Here is a 20,884-nt window from a genome sequence, read left to right on the forward strand (position 1 = left end):
CCGATACTTGCCCGCGCGGCGCTAGGCCTTTAACGGTCCGGTCGAAATGAACTCACACTCCTCTGAAGAATTCGCCGGCAAGAGCGCCATTCCCTCCGAGCCCGATGCAATGGTCGACGTGCGCGATACGTTCGGCATCGACGTCGATTGGCAGGTCCCCGCCTTCAGTGCGAATGACGAGCATGTGCCCGAGCTCGACAGAGACTACGTCTTCGATCCGGACACCACGCTCGCGATCCTCGCTGGTTTTGCGCACAACCGCCGCGTGATGGTTCAGGGCTATCACGGCACGGGTAAATCGACCCACATCGAACAGGTCGCGGCGCGCCTCAACTGGCCGAGCATCCGCGTAAACCTCGATGCACATATCAGCCGTATCGACCTTGTTGGGCGCGATGCGATTGTCCTGAAGGACGGTCTGCAGGTCACCGAATTCAAAGAAGGCATCCTCCCCTGGGCGCTTCAGCACCCGGTTGCACTGACCTTCGATGAATATGACGCAGGCCGCCCTGACGTCATGTTCGTGATCCAGCGCGTGCTCGAGTTTGACGGTCGCCTGACCCTGCTCGACCAGAACCGTGTGATTACGCCAAATCCCTATTTCCGCCTGTTCGCGACTACCAACACGGTCGGCCTTGGCGACACAAGCGGCCTTTACCACGGCACGCAGGCGATCAATCAGGCGCAGATGGACCGCTGGAATATTGTCGTGGCGCTCAATTACCTGCCCGCTGAAACCGAGCAGAAGATCGTCAAATCCAAGACGCCCGAGGCCGACGACGCGATGATCGCAGACATGGTCAAGGTTGCCGAACTGACCCGTCAGGGTTTCATGAGCGGCGACATCTCCACCGTGATGAGCCCGCGTACCGTCATTACCTGGGCGCAGAACGCCGCGATCTTCAACTCGGTCGGCTTTGCTTTCCGGCTTTCGTTCCTGAACAAGTGCGACGAGGCCGAGCGCACGCTGGTGAGCGAGTATTACCAGCGCGTGTTCAACGAAGATCTCCCGGAAGGGGCAGCAAAGGGCAGTTAAGGCCCACTTGCGCAAGGCTGTATTAGGCTGCTAACACAGTGTTCCATGGCGCTGTTTGAAAGATTCTGGAAACGCTCAGGCAATCGAGATCCGCAGCGCGGGGATGCGGGCTATTACGCGCTTTATGAGTCCCAGCGCCCTCTCGACATTGAAGACGAAGCGCCACGATTTCGCGCCGCAGGTTCTCCCGACTTCGCGTCCTGGGACAATCGTCTTTCGAGCCTAGATGGCCATGTTGCTCGCGAAGAGCGCAAGCGCCTGCCATTTTGGAGGAAGGACTTTTGGCGCGGGCGCCGCAAGCGCTGGTGGGGCGTTCGCATCGTTGCGGCAATGTTCGCCGTGCTCATCGTTCTGTTCGCCTGGCTTGCGATCACAGCACCTCTGTCGAAAAGCCTCGAACCCATTGCTGCGCCTCAGGTAACGTTGCTCGCCAGCGACGGCACTCCGATCGCGCGCAGCGGCGCAATGGTGGCAGAACCGGTTGAGGTGGCAGACCTGCCTCCGCATGTCGTTCAGGCCTTCCTCGCGATTGAGGACAGGCGGTTCTATTCGCACTGGGGCATCGACCCGCGCGGGATCGCCCGCGCTGCGTGGACCGGGCGCGGCGGCGGGAGCACGATCACGCAGCAGCTCGCAAAGTTCACTTTCCTGACGCCCGAACAGAGCCTTTCGCGAAAGGCGCGTGAGGCGCTGATTGCGCTGTGGCTCGAAGGATGGCTGACCAAGGACGAGATCCTTTCGCGCTATCTCTCGAACGCTTATTTTGGAGACAACCAGTACGGTCTGCGCGCAGCTTCCCTCCATTACTTCTATCGTCAACCAGAAAACCTGCTTCCACAGCAAGCGGCGATGCTCGCTGGTCTGCTTCAGGCACCGTCACGCTATGCACCCTCGCACCACTACGACCGAGCGAAGGCGCGCATGGATCTGGTGGTGGGCGCGATGGTTGAGGAGGGTTACCTGACCGAGGCCGAAGCCGCCACGTTGCCAGACCCCAAGCTCGACGTGCGCACAGTGAATGATCTTCCAACCGGCACCTACTTTGCGGACTGGGCTTTGCCGCTGGCGCGAGAAGGGATGGAGGCAGGGTACGAGCGGCAGGTCATCGAAACGACGCTCGATGCCCAATTGCAGGCCCTCGCAGGCAGAGTAGTGGGCCGGGCCGGGCTCGGCGATGCGCAGGTGGCGCTCGTCGCCATGCGTCCGTCTGGCGAGGTTGTCGCTATGGTTGGCGGCAAGGACTATGCTCAAAGCCCTTTCAATCGCGCGACGCAGGCTCGGCGGCAGCCGGGCTCGACCTTCAAGCTGTTCGTCTATCTCGCTGCGCTTGAAGCGGGCTGGTCGCCCGACGATCGCATCGCCAACACGGCGATCGAGGCCGGGTCCTACCGCCCCAAGAACGCGCGCGAGCAATATTCGGACACAATCACGCTGGAGGATGCTTTCGCCTCATCCAGCAACGTCGCTGCAGTCCGCTTGTTCAACGAGGTCGGCAGCGAACGCGTGATCCGCACTGCGCGCTCGCTTGGCATTACTTCGGACATGCCGGAAGGCGATCCAAGCCTTGCGCTGGGCACCTCAACGATGTCGCTGCTGGAGTTGACTACCGCCTATGCCGGGGTCGCCGCCAACCGATTCCCGGTGAAGGCTCATGCGTTCGAAGAAGAGGAGCAGGGTTGGTGGGAATGGCTGACCACTCCCATCGACAGCGCTTCGGACCGCACCCACGCAGACATGGAGCGAATGCTGCGCGCCGCGATCAATCGCGGTACGGGTGAGGCGGCTGAGCTACCGATCGCAAACTTCGGCAAGACCGGCACGACCCAGAATTATCGCGATGCCCTGTTCGTGGGATATGCAGGCGATCTCGTTGTCGGCGTGTGGGTCGGCAACGATGACAACTCTCCGCTCAATCAGGTGACAGGCGGCGGACTGCCCGCCCGCATCTGGAAGGACTTCATGCGAGGCGCGCTCGACCTGCCGGCCCCGCGCCCGAGCGCTTCGCCCGATCCCGAAGGTCCGGTTCAACCCTTCGACATCGAGGAAGGCGAGGAAATTCCGCTTGGCGAAGACGGCACGGTCCTTCGCTTCGAGGAAGACGGTGTCATCCTGTCTCAGGAAGGCGTGCCTGTCGAAATCCGCATCGATGAAGACGGGTTCAACATCGACCCGATCGATTAGCGCTAGGCCACTTCTGCCATCAGTATATTCATCACCGCACTCGCAATTGGACGGTCGCGGTTGTCCTGCCATGCTTCGACCGTCAGGTTGGCGTTTCGCCGTCCAATCCGGGTGATGCGTCCTTTTGCAAAGCTCGCATGCGATTTTCCGGCTGACAGATATTGAACGGTGATATTGACCGGCTTCAGCTGAGCGTCACGGCCATCGGCCTCGAGGCGCGCGCGAAGAGCGGCATAGCCGGCATTCTCAAGCAGGCCTGCCGTCGCGCCGCCGTGATAGTGGGCAGGGCGCCCTTCGACAGACGGTCCAAAGTCGACTGTGAGCACGGGCACGCCATCCTCCATCTCGTGAAGCCTGATCCCGAGCGCGTTGGCGTAAGCGGGCAGTTGAATGTCACTCATCACCGGTCCCCGCTTCGCTCGCCTCGCCCTGTCCCGTCACCATCTTGCGTGAACGCGGGTCTTTGCTCAGCGTCATGAAAACCCCGGCCATCGTCGCAAGCTGATCATCCGCATCGCCATCATGCGCAAATCCGCGAACGAAAGCGGCAGAGCGGGTAATGCGATGGCATTCGACCCGGCCCCAGATCGCGCTGCGTTCTCGCGAGGCGCGCTGATAATCGACCCTGAGATCAAGTGTAGCGATAGGCATGAAAGCGCCCTTGGTGGTCCAGATCGCCATCCCGCTTGCCATATCCATCAGGCTGATAACGGGACCAGATGCAAGCACGGCGCGATCAGGTTCGCCGATGAGGTCTTCTCGCCAAGGCAGCTTGAGTTCGACCCAATTGTCGCCATGGGCGCTGTATTCGAGACCCAGCCACCCCGAATGACCATGCTGAAAGAACATCTTTCCCGCCGCCTCGACATCGAAGCCCGGCGCCATGCGCGTTCTATCCGCGCTCATTTCCGCAAGTTTCGCAGATTTTCTCTAATCATTACAATCCTTTAATTTCACAGACTGGGAGAATTCTTGCAGCCATGTCCGTGCATCGGCGTTTCTTGCCCGGTGCGGGATCAGTAGCAAGGAGAAGTAAAATGCCAAAGATCGAGCTCGCCAGTATTCCTGGCCTCGAGACAGCACAAGCGCTGTTCGGAGCAGTGAGTGAAAAGGTCGCGACCTACGACGATTCGATCGTCTCGCTGATGGTGTACGTCTACGACACAGCACCCCCGCCGCCGCCGCCGCCCGGCATCTTTTGATCAAGTCGGGTTGGCGGAAAGATGATTGTTCATCCTGCCATAGCAAGGCTGCGGAGCGATCACGCTTTGCAGCTTTGCGCCCGTGCCGAGATGAAGTCTGCGCATGATGCCTGGCTTCAGCGCGAGGATGTGCGCGGCGTTGCTCGCGACATCCACGAATATGCCGAAGGGCGTCCTTTGGCTGAATTGCCGGTGCTGGGCGGAGTAATCGGCGACATCGCCAAGGGAAAGGCGTTCGCGCAAGGATTGATCGGCGAGTTCACTTCCTCATTGCGCAGGCAATCTCTGGGAGAAGTACCACTGCGCCATACGGCGACACTCGGCTTTGCGCGGCTCCAACTGATGCAAGAGGGCGGGGTGGTTTTGTCGTTGTGCGTCTATGAGCCTGCGAAAGTGAACCGCAAGGCCAACTGGGCTCAATTTGCGGACAGTGAGCTTCACGAATTGGTGCTCGCCGGTTCGGCCATTGGCCGGATGCACCGGCTCGAACGAAACGCGGCTGGGCAACGCGAAGTGCATTCAACCGATCTGATGCTAGGCGAGGGCAGCATGCTGTCTCCCATGGCTCGGTTCGAAGCGCGCCAATTTGAAAACGTGCGTAAGTCACTGCTCGTGCTTCAGCTGACCCGCATTCGTTCTAATCCGCAGCCTACGCTCGAAATTCGATTGAGCGGCGGCGCGCTGGTGCGAGAGGTGAGTGCGGATCGGCGTGCAAGCGAGAAAGTCATGGCCCTGGGGGTCCTGGGAGCGCTCGGTCAGGCTCGGACAATTCCTACGATCAGTTCATTCGCACGCGACACCGATCAGGATGAAAACGCGCGCTGGGAAGCAGTGCGCCAGTTGCTGGCGCTTGATGCCGAAGCGGGATGGTCGCTTCTCAATGAAATCGCCAGCCGGGCTGGGGACCCCATCGCGCAGCCAGCTAAGTCGTTGATCTCTCAATTGCGCGATCAGCAGCGGATCCTGGAGAACCAGTGATGCCACAACTGTTCGATCTTGCAGAAGATGCCTCATGCTCCCTTCCCGAAGCGATTGAGGCGCTTGCCGCGCTTGATTTCGACCCGCGCGATGCGGGGGCGACGCTCGAAGCTGCTCGCTGGCTCAAACGGTTGGGCAACAATCACGAATTCCTCGCCGATATCCTTCTCGACCGGCTTGCCGGGCGCACGGCGGGCGAAATTGAAAGCGGCTACGGCCCGCAGGCCATTGTCCTTTCGCCATTGCGCGGCAGCATGTTCCTGCGCGCTAACATCTGGCCCGCCGAACACGACCTGAGCTTTCGCAATTCGGGCGCTAAGACGTTTGTTTATGGCGTACCGCACGATCACAACTTCGCATTCCTGACGACCGGCTATCTCGGACCTGGCTATCGCAGCGACTATTTCGAATACGATTATGGCGAGGTCTGCGGTTTACCCGCCGAGGAAGCTGGGCTTCGTTTTATCGAGCGCAGCGCGCTGTATGAAGGCAAGACGATGCTATACCGCGCGCACCGCGATGTGCATTCGCAGTTGCCGCCAGAAAGCCTCTCGGTCTCCCTCAACGTGATGCATGTCGATCCGGCGCAGTGCTGGTATGATCAGTATGGGTTCGATCTCGAAGGCGGCACCATCACCCGCATTCTAAGTCCCAATGCAACAGAAGTCTTTCTGCGCGCAGCCGTGGCGAGCGGGTCGGATGACGCGCTGGCCTTTGCCGAGTGGGTGGGGCGCACGCACGCAAGCGACAGGATGCGGCTCGCAAGCTTTGAAGCGCGGAGCGGTGTTTCTTGTGATCGCGATGCGCTTTGGCGAGAGGGTGAACATTCCGGCAGCTTGATGGTTTCGACTATCGCAAAGGAGCGACGCGAAGCACTCGAAGCCTAGAGAACGCCCCCGGCGAGGCGATCAATCGCCCCCTGCAGGATCACAGCGGCCGCATGGCTGTCGATTGATTCTGCACGTTTCTTGCGGCTCATATCCTGCCCGATCATCGCCGCCTCGGCGCTTTGGGTAGACCAGCGCTCGTCCCAAAGCAGAAGCGGCAGCGCAAAGGCCTCTTCGGCATTGCGGGCAAAGGCGCGGCTGGCCTGAGCGCGGGGGCCCTCGCTTCCATCCATGTTGCGCGGAAGGCCAAGCACGAGGCCCTTGACGCCGCGCTCGGCGATCAGGGCGGCGATGCGTTCGCGGTCCTTGCCCCATTTGCCGCGGCCAAGCGTCTTGCCATTGGTGGCAAATCGCCATCCGGCATCGCAAAAGGCAGTGCCTATCGTCTTGGTGCCGAGATCAAGGCCAAGCAGGACCCCGCCATCGGGCAGCGCCTCGCCGAACTCAGCTGCGTTCTCGGTAATCAGTTTGCGTCACCCGACGCGGCCGCAAAAGCGCTGACGCGCCGCGCGACATCAGCCTTGGTGTTCGCCCAGAATAGCGGGATGTCATATACGTGATAGTTGTTACCCGGCAGCACGTAGGAACCCATCTTGGGCGGATCGCCGATCAAAAGAAGTCCGCGATCGTCGCAACGCGCGGGGACGGCTCCGGCCACAAGTTCTCCGGTTGAGATCGAATCATCGGGAACGAGCGTGCCAAGATTGGCGCTCGCCTGCGCGCTGCCTCCGAAAGTGCCTGTGATCGGGTTGGTGCAGAGGATCTGGCTGTCACCACGCGGCTGACCGTCGAACCCAGTCGAATTGGCATATGTTTCCATGACGGCGGACGGGTCAGCGGGCTCGGCAAAGCTCGACCATGACAGGATGCAACCCGTCTGCGCAGGCGTGGCGCACGCAGCAAAACCAAGCGAAGGCACGTCGCGCTCGACTGAGATCGGCCAACCGATTGCGTAAGCCGCCACGAGCCGTTGCGCGACATCAGAACCGTTCACCTCTTCCCGCAGCAAGCGCAGCAGGTGGAGCGCGCCCTGACTGTGTCCTGCCAATACGACCGGTGTGTCGTCGTCGATGGAGGAGAGGAAATAGCGGTAGGCTTCCAGCACGTCGGCGTAGGCCGCTTCAATCGCCTGTTCGCCTTCGGGCGCGTCAGTCAGGAATGCGCCCATGGTGGCCTGGCGATAGCGCGGTGCCCAGATTTCATCGGCTGCGTTGAAGGGGCTCGCCATGCCGCGCACGTAGATGCGTGCCACGCGTTCGGCTTCTTCGTCACCGATCGGTGCGTTCCAGTTGTCGCGGCTGAGATAGCTCGTGGGATGGATAAAGAAGACAGCGAATTCGGGCACGTCGCCGCTGGTGCCGAGCTCGGCTGCCTCGGGATCGACAGGCCGCGATCCAGCGGCCTGGCGCGCTGTGAGTTCCTCGGGCCGCGACGTCGCCTCGGCCAGCGCTGGCTGCCAGCGTGCCGGGTCGTTCACGCCGATGCCGGGGCGCGAGTACCACAGGGCCGGATCCTGATAAGCGTTGGCTTCCAATGGCTCGGTCGGAGTGAATTCTGCGCTGGGGACGAGCGCGAATTCTGCCAGTTCGTCCTGGAACATCTCGTACCCGATGCGCAGAACGAGGAAGAGGACGATCACGATCGCGACGAAGTAGAGGAATTTCCTTGCCATTGGCGCGCTTGCCCTTTGGTTTACTCGGCTGTCTCGCTGGCCCGCTCACCGCTTTCGGCGATCGCGGGGCGCAACGTCGTCCACGCACGGTCGCCGCGCATGGCGGAGAACCAGGTCAACGGGTTCCACGTCGCCGAACCGTCGAGCGAGAAGGTGATGAATTCGGCGCGGCCGCCAATGTTCTCAAGCGGAATGCCGCCGCCCAGACCGCGTGCCTGTGCCGGAGCGCGGCTATCCGCGCTTTCATCGCGGTTGTCGCCCATTACGAAGACATGACCTTCGGGTACCGTATAGGGTCCGAAATTATCGAGATCGTTAGCACCCGAGCGCGTTCGGCTCTGGTCGACGTGGTCGATGATGAGATAGGTCGCGCCGTTGGGCAGCGTCTCGCGATAGGTTGGCGGCTCGAAATATTCTGCGCCGCTTTCATCGCGAACGCGGTAGTTCTCGAAGGCGGTAAGGCACGGGCCATTTTCGCACATCAGTTCCGGCTCGAACGGAATGCGCACCGGGGGAACGACCTCACGCTTTACCGGCGTACCATTAAGGATAACGCGTCCGTCGCGCACTTCGATCGTATCGCCCGGCAGCGCGATGACGCGCTTGATGTAATCCTCATCACGCGTGGGATGCACCGGGATGACGATATCACCATATTCGGGCGTCGATCCGAAGATGCGCCAATCTCCGCGAGGGAGTAGGTGGAAGCTCGCCGATGCCCAGGACCAGCCATAGGGGTACTTGCTCACCACCAAGCGGTCACCGACATGCAGGCTCGGCATCATCGAGGTCGACGGAATGTAGAAGGGCTTGGCGACGAGGCTGTGAAACGCAAGCACTGCGAACAACATCAGCGCAAGTCCGCGCAATTCGGCGAACCAGTCGACCTTGTCGTTCTCTTCCTCTTTCTTCTGCGCGAGCTGTTGCTTCAGCTCGACATGAGGATGCACGTCTGCCTTCTGGTCCGTGTCGGAAGCGGGCGTATTGGTCTGGCTCAAAGTAGGTTTTCGTTTCTGTTCGGGTCAGCTCTTGGGCAAGGCTTCGATGATGACAAAGCACTGCGCCCATGGATGATCGTCCGTGAGGGTGAGATGAATGTGCGCCTCATGGCCCGCTGGCGTCAATTCTTCAAGCCGCTTCGCAGCGCCTCCGGTGAGCGCAAGCGTGGGCGCGCCGGATGGAGCGTTCACGACGCCGATGTCCTTCATGAAGACACCGCGGCGAAAACCTGTGCCGACCGCCTTGCTGAAAGCTTCTTTGGCGGCAAAGCGTTTCGCGTAGGTTCCGGCGATCGTGTAAGGGCGTTTGCGAGCCTTGGCGCGCTCTACTTCCGTAAAGACGCGGTTCTCGAAGCGCTCGCCATAACGGGCGAGCGAATTGCCGATGCGCTCGATGTTGCAAAGGTCGGAGCCGAGGCCGATGATCATGGTCTAGAGCGCCCTTGAAAAGCTTAGAACGAGCAACGCAAGACCAATAATGTGGATCATCACCTGCGCCTTGAAGAGCGGATGGGCGAAATCGCCGTTTGCGAATTTGAGTGCTCCAACAAAGCCGAAGATCTGCAAGCCGACCCATCCAACAGCGAATAGGCGCAAGACGCCGGTATTCAGCGCGAAGCCAAGAAAGCCGATTGCGATCAGGAACAGGAGCGCGGCAAGACTCGCCCAGAGTTTCTGAGCCGGTGCAAGGGTGGGGAGTTCAGGCTCGCTCACCCGCGCGCCTCATCCATCAAGTCGCGCATGCGGCGGATTGCAGGTTCAAGCCCTGCGAAGATCGCCTCGCCAATCAGGTAATGGCCAATATTGAGCTCGGCGATCTGCGGGATGGCGGCGATCGGCTGGACATTGTCAAATGTCAGACCGTGGCCTGCATGTGGCTCGATCCCGTTCTTTGCGGCGAGCGCGGCAATGTCGGTGATGCGGCGCAATTCCTTTGCGGTGCGTTCGCTGTCGCCGTCGAGAATCGCGTGCGCGTATTCTCCGGTGTGAAATTCGACGACCGGCACGCCCAGTTTCAGCGCGGCATCAAGCTGGCGCTCATCCGCCTCGATAAAGAGCGAGACTCGGATGCCGTGATCCTTCAACCGATACACAATCGGTGTCAGCGTGTTGTGAAGCCCCGCAGCATCAAGCCCGCCCTCGGTTGTGCGTTCCTCTCGCTTCTCCGGGACGATGCAGGCTGCATGCGGTTTGTGCCTCAGCGCGATCTCGAGCATTTCCTCGGTCGCGGCCATTTCGAGGTTGAGCGGAAGGTCGGTCGCATCCTGAATCCGCGCAAGGTCTTCGTCGCGAATATGACGGCGATCTTCGCGAAGGTGAGCGGTAATCCCGTCGCCTCCGACGGCAGCCACGATTTCCGCGGCGCGCACAGGATCAGGATGATCGCCGCCGCGCGCATTACGGATGGTCGCGACGTGGTCGATATTGACGCCGAGGCGGAGAGGCTTGGTCATTGGCGCTGTTTATTCCTTGCGGCTTCCCGGTTTGGTGACAGCTACGCGGGCAAGCTCCTCTGGGATTTCGTCTTCTGCGTAAGTGGGAAAGTCGAATGCCGCGAGAGGGTAGAAGGGCACGCCCAGATCGACCGATCCCATCGACCGGTCGATGAGCGAGCATTCCGCAATCACTTCGCCGCCTTCCTTGCCCACTGCCGCGATTGCCTCGCGGCTGGAAAGTCCGGTGGTCACGACATCTTCGACCATCAAGACTTTGGCGCCCGGTTCCAGCGCGAATCCTCGGCGCAGATGAAAGACACCGTTTGGCCGCTCGAGGAAAAGAGCGTCCTTACCGAGCACCCGCGCGACTTCATGACCTATGATGATCCCGCCCATTGCCGGCGAAACCACGACGTCGATTTTTGCGATGACGTCTTCCGGTATGGCGTTGACGACCGCCTGAGCCAGCCGGCCGGCGCGGTGCGGGTCCATCAGCACGCGTGCGCACTGAAGGTAGTGACCGCTATGACGGCCTGACGAAAGTTTGAAGTGCCCTTCGAGAAGCGCGCCTGAGTTACGAAACTCGGCAAGTACATCGTCCAGGGTCGAAGGAATGGTCTCGTTTAAAGTCATGGCAGGTGCGGTTTCGAAGCTCTTGTCAACGGGGAACGAAGGGATGTTGCGGAGGCTGATTGCGCCAACAACATGTGGGAGTGCATAATTTTCTCCCTAGAAGCGCTTGAGGCACTGGGCAAGCGCGGCTAAGGGGAACCCGAAGATGGCTGGAATGCCATCGACGCGCGGTGCACTCGGTGCTTTAATAAAGACACGAGACAGCCCGCACATGGGATAAATTTTTGAACCGATTAGGCATGATTATGGGTCAGGCACTCGACCGCATGAAGTTTGGAATTGTCGCTTTGATGGCAGCGGCGATGGCATTCGGCCTCGCTTTCGCTGCACCGCAAGCGATGGCGCAGGACGCATCGGGCACCGATGTTGGTGGCGGCGCTGCTGGCGCGGCTGCCGATGCTGACGCGGCTGCTGCCGCTGCAGACGCTTTCGACGGCGGCATCGATGCACCGGCGGGCGAAGTGAACGCCGCTTCGGCTGGTGGTTATGCGCCGATGGCTCCGACCGAAGGCAAGGGCATGCCGACGTCCTACCAGGAGGATGCGCTCAAGAGCATGACCTTCCAGGATCAGTACACGGCCGATGGTGCCTATGCGCTTGGCATGCACGACTACATCCTGATGCCGGTCATCACCGTGATCAGCCTGTTCGTGCTCTTCCTGCTTCTTTACGTGGTCGTGAAGTTTCGTCGCGGTGCCAACCCGGTTGCCTCGAAGACGACTCACAACACCATGATCGAAGTTGTCTGGACGATCGTTCCCGTCATCATCCTTGTGGTTATTGCCGTCCCGTCGATCACTCTGCTGGCGCGCCAGTATGAGACCCCGCCGGAAGAGGCGATCACCGTGAAGGCTGTCGGCTATCAATGGTATTGGGGTTACGAATATCCCGACCATGACGTTGAAGTGATTTCGAACATGCTCGAAGCCGACGAAGCGCTCAGCCGCGGCGAGCCTTACCAGCTCGCAGTCGACAACCGAATGGTTGTTCCCGCTGGCGTTCCGCTTCGCATCCAGACCACTGCCGCAGACGTAATTCATGCATTCGCAGTGCCTTCGCTCTGGTTCAAACAGGACGCTGTTCCCGGTCGCCTCAACGAGCGCATGCTCGTGATCGAAGAGCCGGGCGTCTATTACGGCCAGTGCTCTGAGCTTTGCGGCTCGCGCCACGGCTACATGCCGATCACCGTCGAAGCGCTTCCAATGGAGCAATTCGAGGCTTGGGTTGTAGAACAAGGTGGCAGCATTCCGGGTTCAGCTGAACTCGAAGACAACAATGATCCGATCGACACCGGCGACGAATCGCCGGCCGCAGCGGATCCGGAAGCAGCTGCCGACGCGTAATCCGCGCCGGACAGCCGAATAGAAACGACGATTAAAGTACGAACGCGAGAGACCAAACAGATGGCCACAACCGCAGACGATTTCGCACCAGGCGCCGGCGCTCACGCAGGTCACGGTGGAGACCATGACCACGATCATGCGGACCACAAGCCGGGCTTCTTTGCCCGCTGGTTCATGTCGACCAACCACAAGGATATTGGTTCGCTCTACCTGATGTTCGCGATCGTCGCGGGTATCATCGGTGGTGCGATCTCGGGCATTATGCGTGTCGAGCTCGCTGAGCCCGGCATTCAATACCTGCAGTGGTGGGCCCAGTTCATGGGCGGCGCGAACGACATCAACACCGCGCTGCACATGTGGAACGTGTTCATTACGGCCCACGGCCTGATCATGGTTTTCTTCATGGTCATGCCGGCCATGATCGGTGGATTCGGTAACTGGTTTGTCCCGCTCATGATCGGTGCGCCTGACATGGCGTTCCCGCGCATGAACAACGTGTCGTTCTGGCTGACCGTTGCCGGTTTCTTCAGCCTTCTCTTCTCGCTTTTCGTTCCCGGCGGCTCGGGTCCGGGTGCGGGTGTTGGCTGGACCGTTTACGCACCGCTTTCGACCACTGGTTCGCCGGGTCCTGCGGTCGACTTCGCAATCTTCTCGCTGCACCTAGCAGGCGCTGGCTCAATCCTTGGTGCTACCAACTTCATCACCACCATCTTCAACATGCGCGCGCCGGGTATGACCCTGCACAAGATGCCGCTGTTCGTGTGGTCGGTGCTGGTCACTGCATTCCTGCTGCTGCTCGCGCTTCCGGTGCTTGCTGCCGCGATCACCATGCTGCTGACCGATCGTAACTTCGGCACGACTTTCTTCGATCCTGCCGGTGGCGGTGACCCTGTTCTTTACCAGCACCTGTTCTGGTTCTTCGGTCACCCCGAGGTTTATATCATGATCCTGCCGGGCTTCGGCATGATCTCGCAGATCGTTGCGACCTTCAGCCGCAAGCCGGTCTTCGGCTACCTCGGCATGGCCTACGCCATGGTTGCTATCGGCGTCGTCGGCTTCATCGTGTGGGCGCACCACATGTACACCGTCGGCCTCGACGTGAATACGAAGATGTACTTCACCGCTGCGACGATGGTGATCGCCGTTCCGACGGGTGTGAAGATCTTCAGCTGGATCGCGACGATGTGGGGCGGCAGCCTCGAGTTCAAGTCGCCGATGGTCTGGTCGCTGGGCTTCATCTTCCTGTTCACCGTTGGCGGTGTGACGGGCGTCGTACTCGCCAATGGCGGCATCGACGATAACCTGCACGACACGTACTATGTGGTTGCTCACTTCCACTACGTGCTGTCGATGGGTGCGGTGTTCTCGATGTTCGCAGGCTTCTACTACTGGTTCCCGAAGATGAGCGGCCGGATGCACTCCGAACTGCTCAGCCACATCCACTTCTGGACCTTCTTCGTCGGCGTGAACGTGATCTTCTTCCCGCAGCACTTCCTCGGAATGCAGGGTATGCCGCGTCGCTATCCCGACTACGCAGAAGCCTACACGTTCTGGCACGAGATCAGCACTTACGGCTATTACATCATGGCCGGTTCGATGATCTTCTTCTTCGTCAACATCGCTTACGCGCTGCTGGCCGGTAAGAAGGCCGAAGGTAACCCGTGGGGCGAAGGTGCGACCACGCTTGAGTGGACCCTGCCGAGCCCGCCGCCGTACCACCAGTTCGAAACCCTTCCGGTGATCGAGGATCACCACGATTACCACGACCACCGTCCGGCAACGGCCTGAGGTTGAGGGTTGCCTGCTCAGGTGGGCCAACAGACCAGACAATGAGAGGGCGCGCCGCGAGGTGCGCTCTCTCTCACAGATACAACAATGAACCAGACCGCTGACATCATCCCTGGCGAAAACGCGACGCGCGCGGTTGCTGCAAAGCTGCCGACCGAGTGGCGTGACTTCTTCACGCTGACCAAGCCGCGAGTCATGACGCTGGTGATTTTCACCGCGATCTGCGGCCTTCTCGCAGCGCCCGGTTCGATCCATCCGGTGCTTGGCTTCACGGCCGTGCTCGCGATTGCTATGGGTGCGGGCGGATCGGCTGCTCTCAACCACTGGTGGGAAGCCGATCTCGATGCTGGCATGAAGCGTACCGCTAATCGCCCGCTGCCCGGTGGCCGCATGCGCCGCGAGGATGCGCGCGACTTCGGTATCTTCCTTTCGGCAGTGTCCGTCTTCGTGATGGGTGTCGCGATTGGATGGCTCGCCGCTGGGCTGCTGTTCGCGGCCATCATCTACTACGCGGTCATCTACACGATGTGGCTCAAGCCGCGCACGCCGCAGAACATTGTGATTGGTGGCGGTTCGGGCGCATTCCCTCCGCTGATCGGATGGGTTGCAGTCACCGGCGAACTCACCGCAATGCCGATCCTGCTTTTCGCGATCATCTTCATGTGGACGCCGCCGCACTTCTGGGCGCTCGCTCTCTTCGTGAAGACCGACTACGCCAATGTCGGCATTCCGATGATGCCGGTGGTGAAGGGCGAACGTCACACCCGCCACCAGATCCTGGCTTACACGGTGCTGCTTGCACCTGTGGCAATCGCACCTTGGCTGATCGGCGGGACGAGCTGGGTTTACGGCTCTTTCGCCGTCGCGCTCTCGATTCTGTTCTTCGCGCTCGCATGGCCGGTGGGCCTGCGCAATCGCCAGGAAGGTGAGGACATGAAGCCGGAAATCCGGTTGTTCAAGTTCTCAATCTATTACCTGTTCATCCTGTTCGCAGCGCTGGTTGCTGACCGCGTGCTTGAGAACAACGGGATCATCGGTGCAGGGGTGCTAGCATGACGCCTGACGAAGAAACCGAATTCAAGCGCCGCCAGAAGGCACGTAACTACGTGGTCGGCGGAACCCTGTTGTTCTTCGCCGTGCTGTTCTACGCCATCACCATGGTCCGGATCGGAGACTGATCGATGGCGAGCGCTCCCCTTCACGACGATACCGCGCGCAAGAACCTGCGCACCGGCATCCTGGCGATGCTAGGCGCTTTGGCCATGCTTGGCATGGGTTATGCGGCGGTGCCGCTGTATGACCTCTTCTGCCGTGTGACTGGATTTGGCGGGACCACTCAGGTTGCGAGCGAGGCCGACGCCAATCGTGCAGCCTCTATTGGCCTTGGCCGCGAAATTTCGATCCGCTTCGATGCCTCGATGGCGCGCGATGTGCCGTGGGAGTTCGCACCGACTCAGTCGACCGACACCGTTCGCATTGGTCAGCGCGATATGGCGACTTACACCGCGCGCAACCTGTCGGACGAACCGATCACCGGCACCGCGACCTTCAATGTCGAACCCGCACAGGCGGGCGCATATTTCAACAAGATCCAGTGCTTCTGCTTTACCGAGCAGACGCTCGCACCGGGGCAGGAAGTCACCATGCCGGTGCTGTATTACGTCGATCCGGCGATCCTCGAAGATGACGTGATCGCCGATGTCGAACAGATTACCTTGAGTTACACTTTTCACCGCGCGAAAGAGCCCGTATCGAGTGCTCTTGACCGCTCGCAATAAGTCACACGCATCCTAGGGACGGGAACGACCATCATGGCTGGCAACGTAAACCACGACTATCACATTCTTGAGCCCGATATCTGGCCGCTGGTCGGCTCGATCTCGGCACTCAGCTTCACCAGCGGCATGGTGCTCAATTTCTATCCGGACCTGTTCGGTTCGACCGGATCGATCGTGATGTATCTCGGCCTTGCCGGTCTGATCGCGACCTTCTTCATGTGGTTCAAGAACATTGTGGTCGAAGCCGAGCGCGGCGATCACACCCCGGTTGTGCAGCTGCACATGCGCTATGGCATGATCCTGTTCATCGCATCGGAAGTGATGTTCTTCGTGGGTTGGTTCTGGAGCTTCTTCGACTTCGCGCTTTTCCCGACCGCGCTCGAATACGATCCATCCGCCGACACCACGACGAGCCTCTTCGGCGAAGAAGGCTCGATCGCGCAGTTCATCCCGGCCAACATGGAAGTGCTCGATCCGTTCAGCCTTCCGCTGCTCAACACGTTGATCCTGCTTTGCTCGGGCACCACGGTTACCTGGGCGCACCACGCGCTGATCCATGGTGATCGCGAAGGTCTCAAGCAGGGTCTTTGGGCGACTGTTGCGCTCGGCATCCTGTTCAGCTTCATCCAGGCCTACGAGTACAGCGTTGCTCCGTTCGGCTTTGGTGGGAACACCTACTCCTCAGCCTTTTACATGGCGACCGGCTTCCACGGCTTCCACGTTCTGATCGGAACGATCTTCCTCGCCGTGTGCCTGTTCCGGGCATACAAGGGCCACTTCACCCCGCGCCAGCACTTCGGTTTCGAAGCGGCTGCGTGGTACTGGCACTTCGTTGACGTGGTGTGGCTGTTCCTCTTCATCGTCGTCTACATCTGGGGCGGCTGGGGCGCTGAATACCACTGATGAGTTCGGGCCGCGGCCCTGACCAAACCAAAGGGCAGTCCGGTATCTTCCGGGCTGCCCTTTTGGGTTTATGCCCCCAGTGCGGAGAACGAACTCTGTTCGAAGCACCCGCGCGCGTGGCGCTCAAATGCACGCATTGCGGTATCGATCTGGGCGAGCTTGAACGCGGAGGACGATTTGCAGGCGTGCTTACAGCGCTGGTTGCGATTATCCTCATCATGATCGCATATGGCATCGAAGAGACAGTGCGACCGCCACTCTGGCTTCAGGCGGTTGTCTGGGCGCCGCTGACGGTCGGCATCGTGATCTTCGCGCTGCGCCTGTTCAAGACTACGCTGCTTCATGCTTCATACGAAAACCGCGAGGACCAAGGCGAATGACTTCGCGAATTCCGATTATCCCGACAATCCTAGTCGTGGCAGCGGCGGCGACCATGGTCGCACTCGGAATCTGGCAGTTGGGCCGGGCCGATGAGAAGGCCGCGCTCATCGCCAACTACGCCGCCGCCACTGGGGTGCAGGACGAGGTGAATTTCCCTGAGGAAGGCGATGCTGAATCTGTGCTCTTTCGCCGAAGCACGGTCGATTGCACGCAGGTGCTAGGCAGTGACCCAGTTGCAGGCACAGCTTTCAATGGCGCGAAGGGTTGGGCGATGCGCGTGAGATGCGCGGGCGAGAGCCCTGACAGCCCGATCACCATCGATCTTGGCTTCACGCGCGATCTGGAAATGCCGGAGTGGAGCGGCGGCGAGGTCACCGGCATCATTGCACCGGGTCCGCGACTGGTGGCCGACCCGCCGGTCGCCGAGCTCGCACCCTTGGCCAAGCCCGATCCGGGTGACCTTCCCAACAATCATTTGGCTTATGCTGGGCAGTGGTTCTTCTTCGCGCTGACAGCGCTCGTCATCTACTTCCTTGCTCTCAAATCGCGAAAGGCAAAGCGGGACTGAAAGCCTCGGTGGGGGACTTGCAACATTGCGTTTCTTGCCCCGGAACGGGCTCGCAGCTATTCGCAGGCGCACAATGGAATACATCTCCACCAGAGGCTCCGCGCCGACACTCGACTTTGAGGGAGCCACTCTTGCCGGGCTCGCTTCGGATGGCGGTCTGTACCTGCCGCGCGAATGGCCGCGCCTGAGCCACGAAGAGATCCGTGAGCTGCGCGGACTGTCCTACGCGCAGCTTGCCGCACGCATCATGCTACCCTTTGTCGAGGGCGCGCTGACCGAGGACGAACTCGAAGAGCTGTGCGAGACGGTATACGGCGATTTCGGTCATGCGTCCGTGACCCCGTTGGTGCAGATGGATGAGACGCATTGGCTGCTTGAGCTGTTCCACGGCCCGACGCTCGCATTCAAGGACGTCGCGCTGCAGATGCTCGGGCACCTGTTCGAGATCTTCCTTGCCCGCAGTGACGAGCGTCTGACCATCGTTGGCGCGACTAGCGGTGATACCGGTTCGGCTGCGATCAATGCGGTGGCGGGGCGCGAACGGGTCGAGATCTTCATGCTCCACCCCTCGGGCCGAGTATCGGAAGTCCAGCGGCGCCAGATGACGACGGTGCGCGCGCCCAACGTCCATAATCTCGCGATCGAAGGCAGCTTCGACGACGCCCAGCGCCACGTGAAGCGGATGTTCGCCGATGAGAGCGTGACCGGCACGCTGAACCTCGGCGCAGTCAACTCGATCAACTGGGCGCGGTTGATGGCGCAAGTGGTCTACTACTTCTACTCCGCACTCCAGCTTGGCGGGCCTGATCGCAAGATTGCCTACAGCGTACCAACAGGCAATTTTGGCGACGTGTTCGCAGGCTACGTCGCCGCGCAGATGGGTTTGCCGATCGAGCGGCTGATCGTGGCGACCAACGTGAACGACATCCTCCACCGCGCGCTAACCAAAGGCGATTATTCGGCGGGTGAAACCACCGCTACAATTACGCCTTCGATGGACATCCAGGTCAGCTCCAATTTCGAGCGGCTACTGTTCGATGTTGGCGGGCGAGATGGACCTGCGATGGCTCATCAGATGTCTGGCTTCGATGCATCGAAAGCCATGCAACTCACCAATGCGCAGCGCGAGGGCGCCTCGGCTTTGTTTTCGAGCGCACGCGCCGATCAGGACGAAACCGCCCGCGCCCTGCAATGGGCGTATCGCAATGCCGGACAGGTGATCGACCCGCATACCGGTGTCGGACTTCACGCGGCGCAGGTTGCCGAGGGTATTGCGCCTGGTACGCCTATCGTGACGTTGGCAACCGCGCACCCAGCGAAATTCCGCGATGCGGTCGAGCGCGCCGTGGGCGTGCGTCCTTCCTTGCCTGCGCGGGTCGGCGATCTGTTTGGTCGCGAAGAGATGTTCACCGAGCTTGGCGGAGACTACGAGGCGTCGCGCGATTTCGTGCTTCAGACGGCGACCCCGTCGGCGATCTGATGGCCAAACTTGTTCAACAACCGGTCGTCATGGAGTGCGAGGGCTGGGACGCCTACCGCCTGCTCGATAGTGGAGCGGGGCGCAAATACGAATCCTTCGGCCCGCATGCGTTCATCCGTCCCGAGCCGCAGGCAATGTGGCAACCGCGCCTTGCCGACTGGCCCGCAGCGGGTGAATTCGTGTCCGGCTCGGACGAAGACGGCGGCGGTCGCTGGAACCTCACGCCAGATGTTCCAGATGGGTGGGAGCTGGGTTGGAACGACGTTCGCTTCACAGCGCAGCCGACTCCTTTCCGCCATCTCCAATTCTTTCCCGATATGGCGCCCGTATGGGACTGGATGCGAGCGCAACTCGCTGGGCGCACTGATGCCGAGACGCTGAACATGTTCGGCTACACGGGGGTCGGGTCGCTCGCGTTGAGCGACCATGGCCGTGTCACCCATGTCGATGCTTCCAAGAAGTCGGTGGCGCAGGCTCGCGACAACGCTGCACTCTCAGGAATGGAGGATCGCCCGATCCGCTGGCTGGTCGACGACGCGGCCAAATTTACCGCGCGCGAGGTTCGGCGGGAGCGTCGCTATGACGGCATCATCCTCGACCCGCCCAAGTTCGGGCGCGGTCCAAAGAATGAGACCTGGCGATTGGAAGAGGGATTGCCCTCCCTCGTCGGCGATTGTGCAAAGCTGCTCGACGACAGGAGCGCATTCCTTTTTCTCACCGTCTATGCCGTGCGGATGAGCAGCCTCGCTATCGCCGGTCTGCTCGAAGAAGCGCTGCGCGACCTCCCCGGCCAGATCGAGCACGGCGATTTAGCCGTGCGCGAAGAGGGCGAGGGCGGACGCTTGCTCCCTACCGCAATCTTCGCGCGCTGGAGCAATCCCGGCTAAGGGGCGAGACGATGAACAACACCGATTCGCTCATTCTCGAAGTCGCCGATCTCGAAGTCGATGTCCTGACCGGCATCTATTCAGAGGAAACCGGCAAGCCGCAGCCGCTGCGTATCACGATCCAGGCGCGGTACGATGTCGCCGATCGCTACGAGCCGGATACGCCGCTAGATGCGAGCAAGAACTACATGGACCTGAAATTCGCAGCTGGAGAGGGCCTCCCGAAAGGGGTTCACTTCAAGCTGATCGAAGCGGTGGCCGACCACATATGCGAGACCCTCTTCGTGCAGGACAGGCGCGTGCAAGCGGTCACGGTGAAGATCGTGAAACTTGCGATTGCCGAGGCGAACGAGAAAATCGGCATTACCCTCCACCGCGAACGTCCTGCCGATTGATGGGCGAAGCGCGGCACGTCGATTGGGAATGCCAGCGCGACCTGCCGCAAGGCGCGCTCAATGCGCACACATTCTTCGTCTCGCAAATGCTCCCGATCGTGCGCGAGGCGATCGAGGATGCTGCCTGCCTGTCGCTCACCGTTGCCCTGCCGCCTGCAGGATCGGACCATGATGGCTGGCGCAAGTCTCTCGCAGGCGATCTGGCGCGCACCTACGCGCCCAAGCGGGTGAACATTGCAGGCGGTGAGCCGGGCGCGGCGCTCGATCGCGTCCTTGATTATTTGAAAGATGCGCCCGGCGTCACGGGGCACTATGTTCAGGCGCATGACTGAGCTTGG

The 20,884-nt window shown here is 60.7% G+C and carries 26 protein-coding genes; 17 read left to right on the forward strand and 9 right to left on the reverse strand.

Annotated elements, in window-relative coordinates:
- Nucleotides 1-46 precede the first annotated feature (46 nt).
- Together cobS and NAP1_RS01930 are read left to right on the forward strand one after the other, a co-directional pair.
- Entirely contained in the window at nucleotides 47-1,036 is a 990-nt protein-coding gene (gene cobS, locus NAP1_RS01925; RefSeq protein ID WP_007163527.1) for a cobaltochelatase subunit CobS, read from the forward strand.
- Nucleotides 1,037-1,081: 45 nt separating this feature from the next.
- Complete coding sequence (locus NAP1_RS01930) at nucleotides 1,082-3,217, forward strand: transglycosylase domain-containing protein (protein WP_007163528.1); 2,136 nt, start codon at nucleotides 1,082-1,084, stop codon at nucleotides 3,215-3,217.
- A 2-nt stretch (nucleotides 3,218-3,219) separates the two neighbouring features.
- Here NAP1_RS01930 and NAP1_RS01935 read toward each other — a convergent pair whose 3' ends face one another.
- Both NAP1_RS01935 and NAP1_RS01940 read right to left on the reverse strand, forming a co-directional pair.
- A complete protein-coding gene (locus NAP1_RS01935) occupies nucleotides 3,220-3,618 on the reverse strand; it encodes a PaaI family thioesterase (protein WP_007163529.1) in 399 nt (132 codons plus the stop codon).
- Nucleotides 3,611-4,102, reverse strand: a complete 492-nt coding sequence (locus NAP1_RS01940; RefSeq protein ID WP_007163530.1) for a PaaI family thioesterase — start codon at nucleotides 4,100-4,102, stop codon at nucleotides 3,611-3,613. The genes NAP1_RS01935 and NAP1_RS01940 overlap by 8 nt, the downstream gene beginning before the upstream one ends.
- 152 nt (nucleotides 4,103-4,254) lie before the next feature.
- Here NAP1_RS01940 and NAP1_RS16390 point away from each other — a divergent pair, with 152 nt between their 5' ends.
- From NAP1_RS16390 to NAP1_RS01950, 3 genes are all read left to right on the forward strand, one after another.
- A complete protein-coding gene (locus NAP1_RS16390) occupies nucleotides 4,255-4,419 on the forward strand; it encodes a hypothetical protein (RefSeq protein ID WP_007163531.1) in 165 nt (54 codons plus the stop codon).
- Nucleotides 4,420-4,509: 90 nt separating this feature from the next.
- Nucleotides 4,510-5,397 (forward strand): hypothetical protein, encoded by an 888-nt coding sequence (locus tag NAP1_RS01945; protein ID WP_007163532.1) that lies wholly within the window; start codon nucleotides 4,510-4,512, stop codon nucleotides 5,395-5,397.
- Nucleotides 5,397-6,284 (forward strand): hypothetical protein, encoded by an 888-nt coding sequence (locus tag NAP1_RS01950; RefSeq protein ID WP_007163533.1) that lies wholly within the window; start codon nucleotides 5,397-5,399, stop codon nucleotides 6,282-6,284. Before NAP1_RS01945 ends, NAP1_RS01950 begins: the two co-directional genes overlap by 1 nt.
- On the opposite strand, the gene ruvX is transcribed toward NAP1_RS01950, so the two are convergent.
- The 7 genes from ruvX to pyrE form a co-directional block, all read right to left on the reverse strand.
- A complete protein-coding gene (ruvX, locus tag NAP1_RS01955) occupies nucleotides 6,281-6,751 on the reverse strand; it encodes a Holliday junction resolvase RuvX (protein WP_040464167.1) in 471 nt (156 codons plus the stop codon). The genes NAP1_RS01950 and ruvX overlap by 4 nt on opposite strands.
- Complete coding sequence (locus NAP1_RS01960) at nucleotides 6,748-7,956, reverse strand: DUF3089 domain-containing protein (RefSeq protein WP_007163535.1); 1,209 nt, start codon at nucleotides 7,954-7,956, stop codon at nucleotides 6,748-6,750. Before NAP1_RS01960 ends, ruvX begins: the two co-directional genes overlap by 4 nt.
- 20 nt (nucleotides 7,957-7,976) lie before the next feature.
- On the reverse strand, nucleotides 7,977-8,906 hold the full coding sequence (lepB, locus tag NAP1_RS01965) for a signal peptidase I (protein WP_050750450.1): 930 nt from the start codon (nucleotides 8,904-8,906) through the stop codon (nucleotides 7,977-7,979).
- 72 nt (nucleotides 8,907-8,978) lie between these two features.
- Entirely contained in the window at nucleotides 8,979-9,383 is a 405-nt protein-coding gene (acpS, locus tag NAP1_RS01970; RefSeq protein ID WP_007163537.1) for a holo-ACP synthase, read from the reverse strand.
- A 3-nt stretch (nucleotides 9,384-9,386) separates the two neighbouring features.
- Nucleotides 9,387-9,668, reverse strand: coding sequence for a hypothetical protein (locus tag NAP1_RS01975; protein WP_007163538.1), 282 nt, complete (start codon nucleotides 9,666-9,668; stop codon nucleotides 9,387-9,389).
- Nucleotides 9,665-10,408, reverse strand: a complete 744-nt coding sequence (locus NAP1_RS01980; RefSeq protein WP_007163539.1) for a pyridoxine 5'-phosphate synthase — start codon at nucleotides 10,406-10,408, stop codon at nucleotides 9,665-9,667. The genes NAP1_RS01975 and NAP1_RS01980 overlap by 4 nt, the downstream gene beginning before the upstream one ends.
- Nucleotides 10,409-10,417: 9 nt before the next feature.
- Nucleotides 10,418-11,023, reverse strand: coding sequence for an orotate phosphoribosyltransferase (gene pyrE, locus NAP1_RS01985; RefSeq protein ID WP_007163540.1), 606 nt, complete (start codon nucleotides 11,021-11,023; stop codon nucleotides 10,418-10,420).
- 239 nt (nucleotides 11,024-11,262) lie between these two features.
- On the opposite strand from pyrE, the gene coxB reads away from it, so the two are divergent.
- From coxB to NAP1_RS02045, 12 genes are all read left to right on the forward strand, one after another.
- Complete coding sequence (gene coxB, locus NAP1_RS01990) at nucleotides 11,263-12,366, forward strand: cytochrome c oxidase subunit II (RefSeq protein WP_007163541.1); 1,104 nt, start codon at nucleotides 11,263-11,265, stop codon at nucleotides 12,364-12,366.
- 60 nt (nucleotides 12,367-12,426) lie between these two features.
- The gene (gene ctaD / locus NAP1_RS01995) at nucleotides 12,427-14,154 is read left to right on the forward strand and encodes a cytochrome c oxidase subunit I (RefSeq protein ID WP_007163542.1); all 1,728 of its coding nucleotides are present in this window, start codon (nucleotides 12,427-12,429) and stop codon (nucleotides 14,152-14,154) included.
- Between the two features lie 87 nt (nucleotides 14,155-14,241).
- Nucleotides 14,242-15,210 (forward strand): heme o synthase, encoded by a 969-nt coding sequence (locus NAP1_RS02000; RefSeq protein WP_007163543.1) that lies wholly within the window; start codon nucleotides 14,242-14,244, stop codon nucleotides 15,208-15,210.
- Nucleotides 15,207-15,332, forward strand: a complete 126-nt coding sequence (locus NAP1_RS16705) for a hypothetical protein (protein WP_007163544.1) — start codon at nucleotides 15,207-15,209, stop codon at nucleotides 15,330-15,332. The genes NAP1_RS02000 and NAP1_RS16705 overlap by 4 nt, the downstream gene beginning before the upstream one ends.
- A gap of 3 nt (nucleotides 15,333-15,335) precedes the next feature.
- A complete protein-coding gene (locus NAP1_RS02010; RefSeq protein ID WP_007163545.1) occupies nucleotides 15,336-15,932 on the forward strand; it encodes a cytochrome c oxidase assembly protein in 597 nt (198 codons plus the stop codon).
- Nucleotides 15,933-15,965: 33 nt separating this feature from the next.
- Nucleotides 15,966-16,835, forward strand: coding sequence for a cytochrome c oxidase subunit 3 (locus tag NAP1_RS02015; protein ID WP_007163546.1), 870 nt, complete (start codon nucleotides 15,966-15,968; stop codon nucleotides 16,833-16,835).
- Entirely contained in the window at nucleotides 16,835-17,215 is a 381-nt protein-coding gene (locus NAP1_RS02020) for a DUF983 domain-containing protein (RefSeq protein ID WP_083776241.1), read from the forward strand. The genes NAP1_RS02015 and NAP1_RS02020 overlap by 1 nt, the downstream gene beginning before the upstream one ends.
- Nucleotides 17,212-17,784 (forward strand): SURF1 family cytochrome oxidase biogenesis protein, encoded by a 573-nt coding sequence (locus NAP1_RS02025; RefSeq protein WP_007163548.1) that lies wholly within the window; start codon nucleotides 17,212-17,214, stop codon nucleotides 17,782-17,784. Before NAP1_RS02020 ends, NAP1_RS02025 begins: the two co-directional genes overlap by 4 nt.
- Before the next feature lie 73 nt (nucleotides 17,785-17,857).
- Nucleotides 17,858-19,264, forward strand: a complete 1,407-nt coding sequence (gene thrC, locus NAP1_RS02030) for a threonine synthase (protein WP_007163549.1) — start codon at nucleotides 17,858-17,860, stop codon at nucleotides 19,262-19,264.
- Nucleotides 19,264-20,151: a class I SAM-dependent methyltransferase gene (locus tag NAP1_RS02035; protein WP_007163550.1), complete on the forward strand. Its 888-nt coding sequence runs from the start codon at nucleotides 19,264-19,266 to the stop codon at nucleotides 20,149-20,151. Before thrC ends, NAP1_RS02035 begins: the two co-directional genes overlap by 1 nt.
- 11 nt (nucleotides 20,152-20,162) lie before the next feature.
- Nucleotides 20,163-20,546: a dihydroneopterin aldolase gene (locus NAP1_RS02040; protein WP_007163551.1), complete on the forward strand. Its 384-nt coding sequence runs from the start codon at nucleotides 20,163-20,165 to the stop codon at nucleotides 20,544-20,546.
- Nucleotides 20,546-20,878, forward strand: coding sequence for a Rossmann fold domain-containing protein (locus NAP1_RS02045; RefSeq protein ID WP_007163552.1), 333 nt, complete (start codon nucleotides 20,546-20,548; stop codon nucleotides 20,876-20,878). Before NAP1_RS02040 ends, NAP1_RS02045 begins: the two co-directional genes overlap by 1 nt.
- Nucleotides 20,879-20,884 lie beyond the last annotated feature (6 nt).

Source organism: Erythrobacter sp. NAP1 (assembly GCF_000152865.1).
In the GTDB taxonomy this organism is placed as follows: Bacteria; Pseudomonadota; Alphaproteobacteria; order Sphingomonadales; family Sphingomonadaceae; genus Erythrobacter.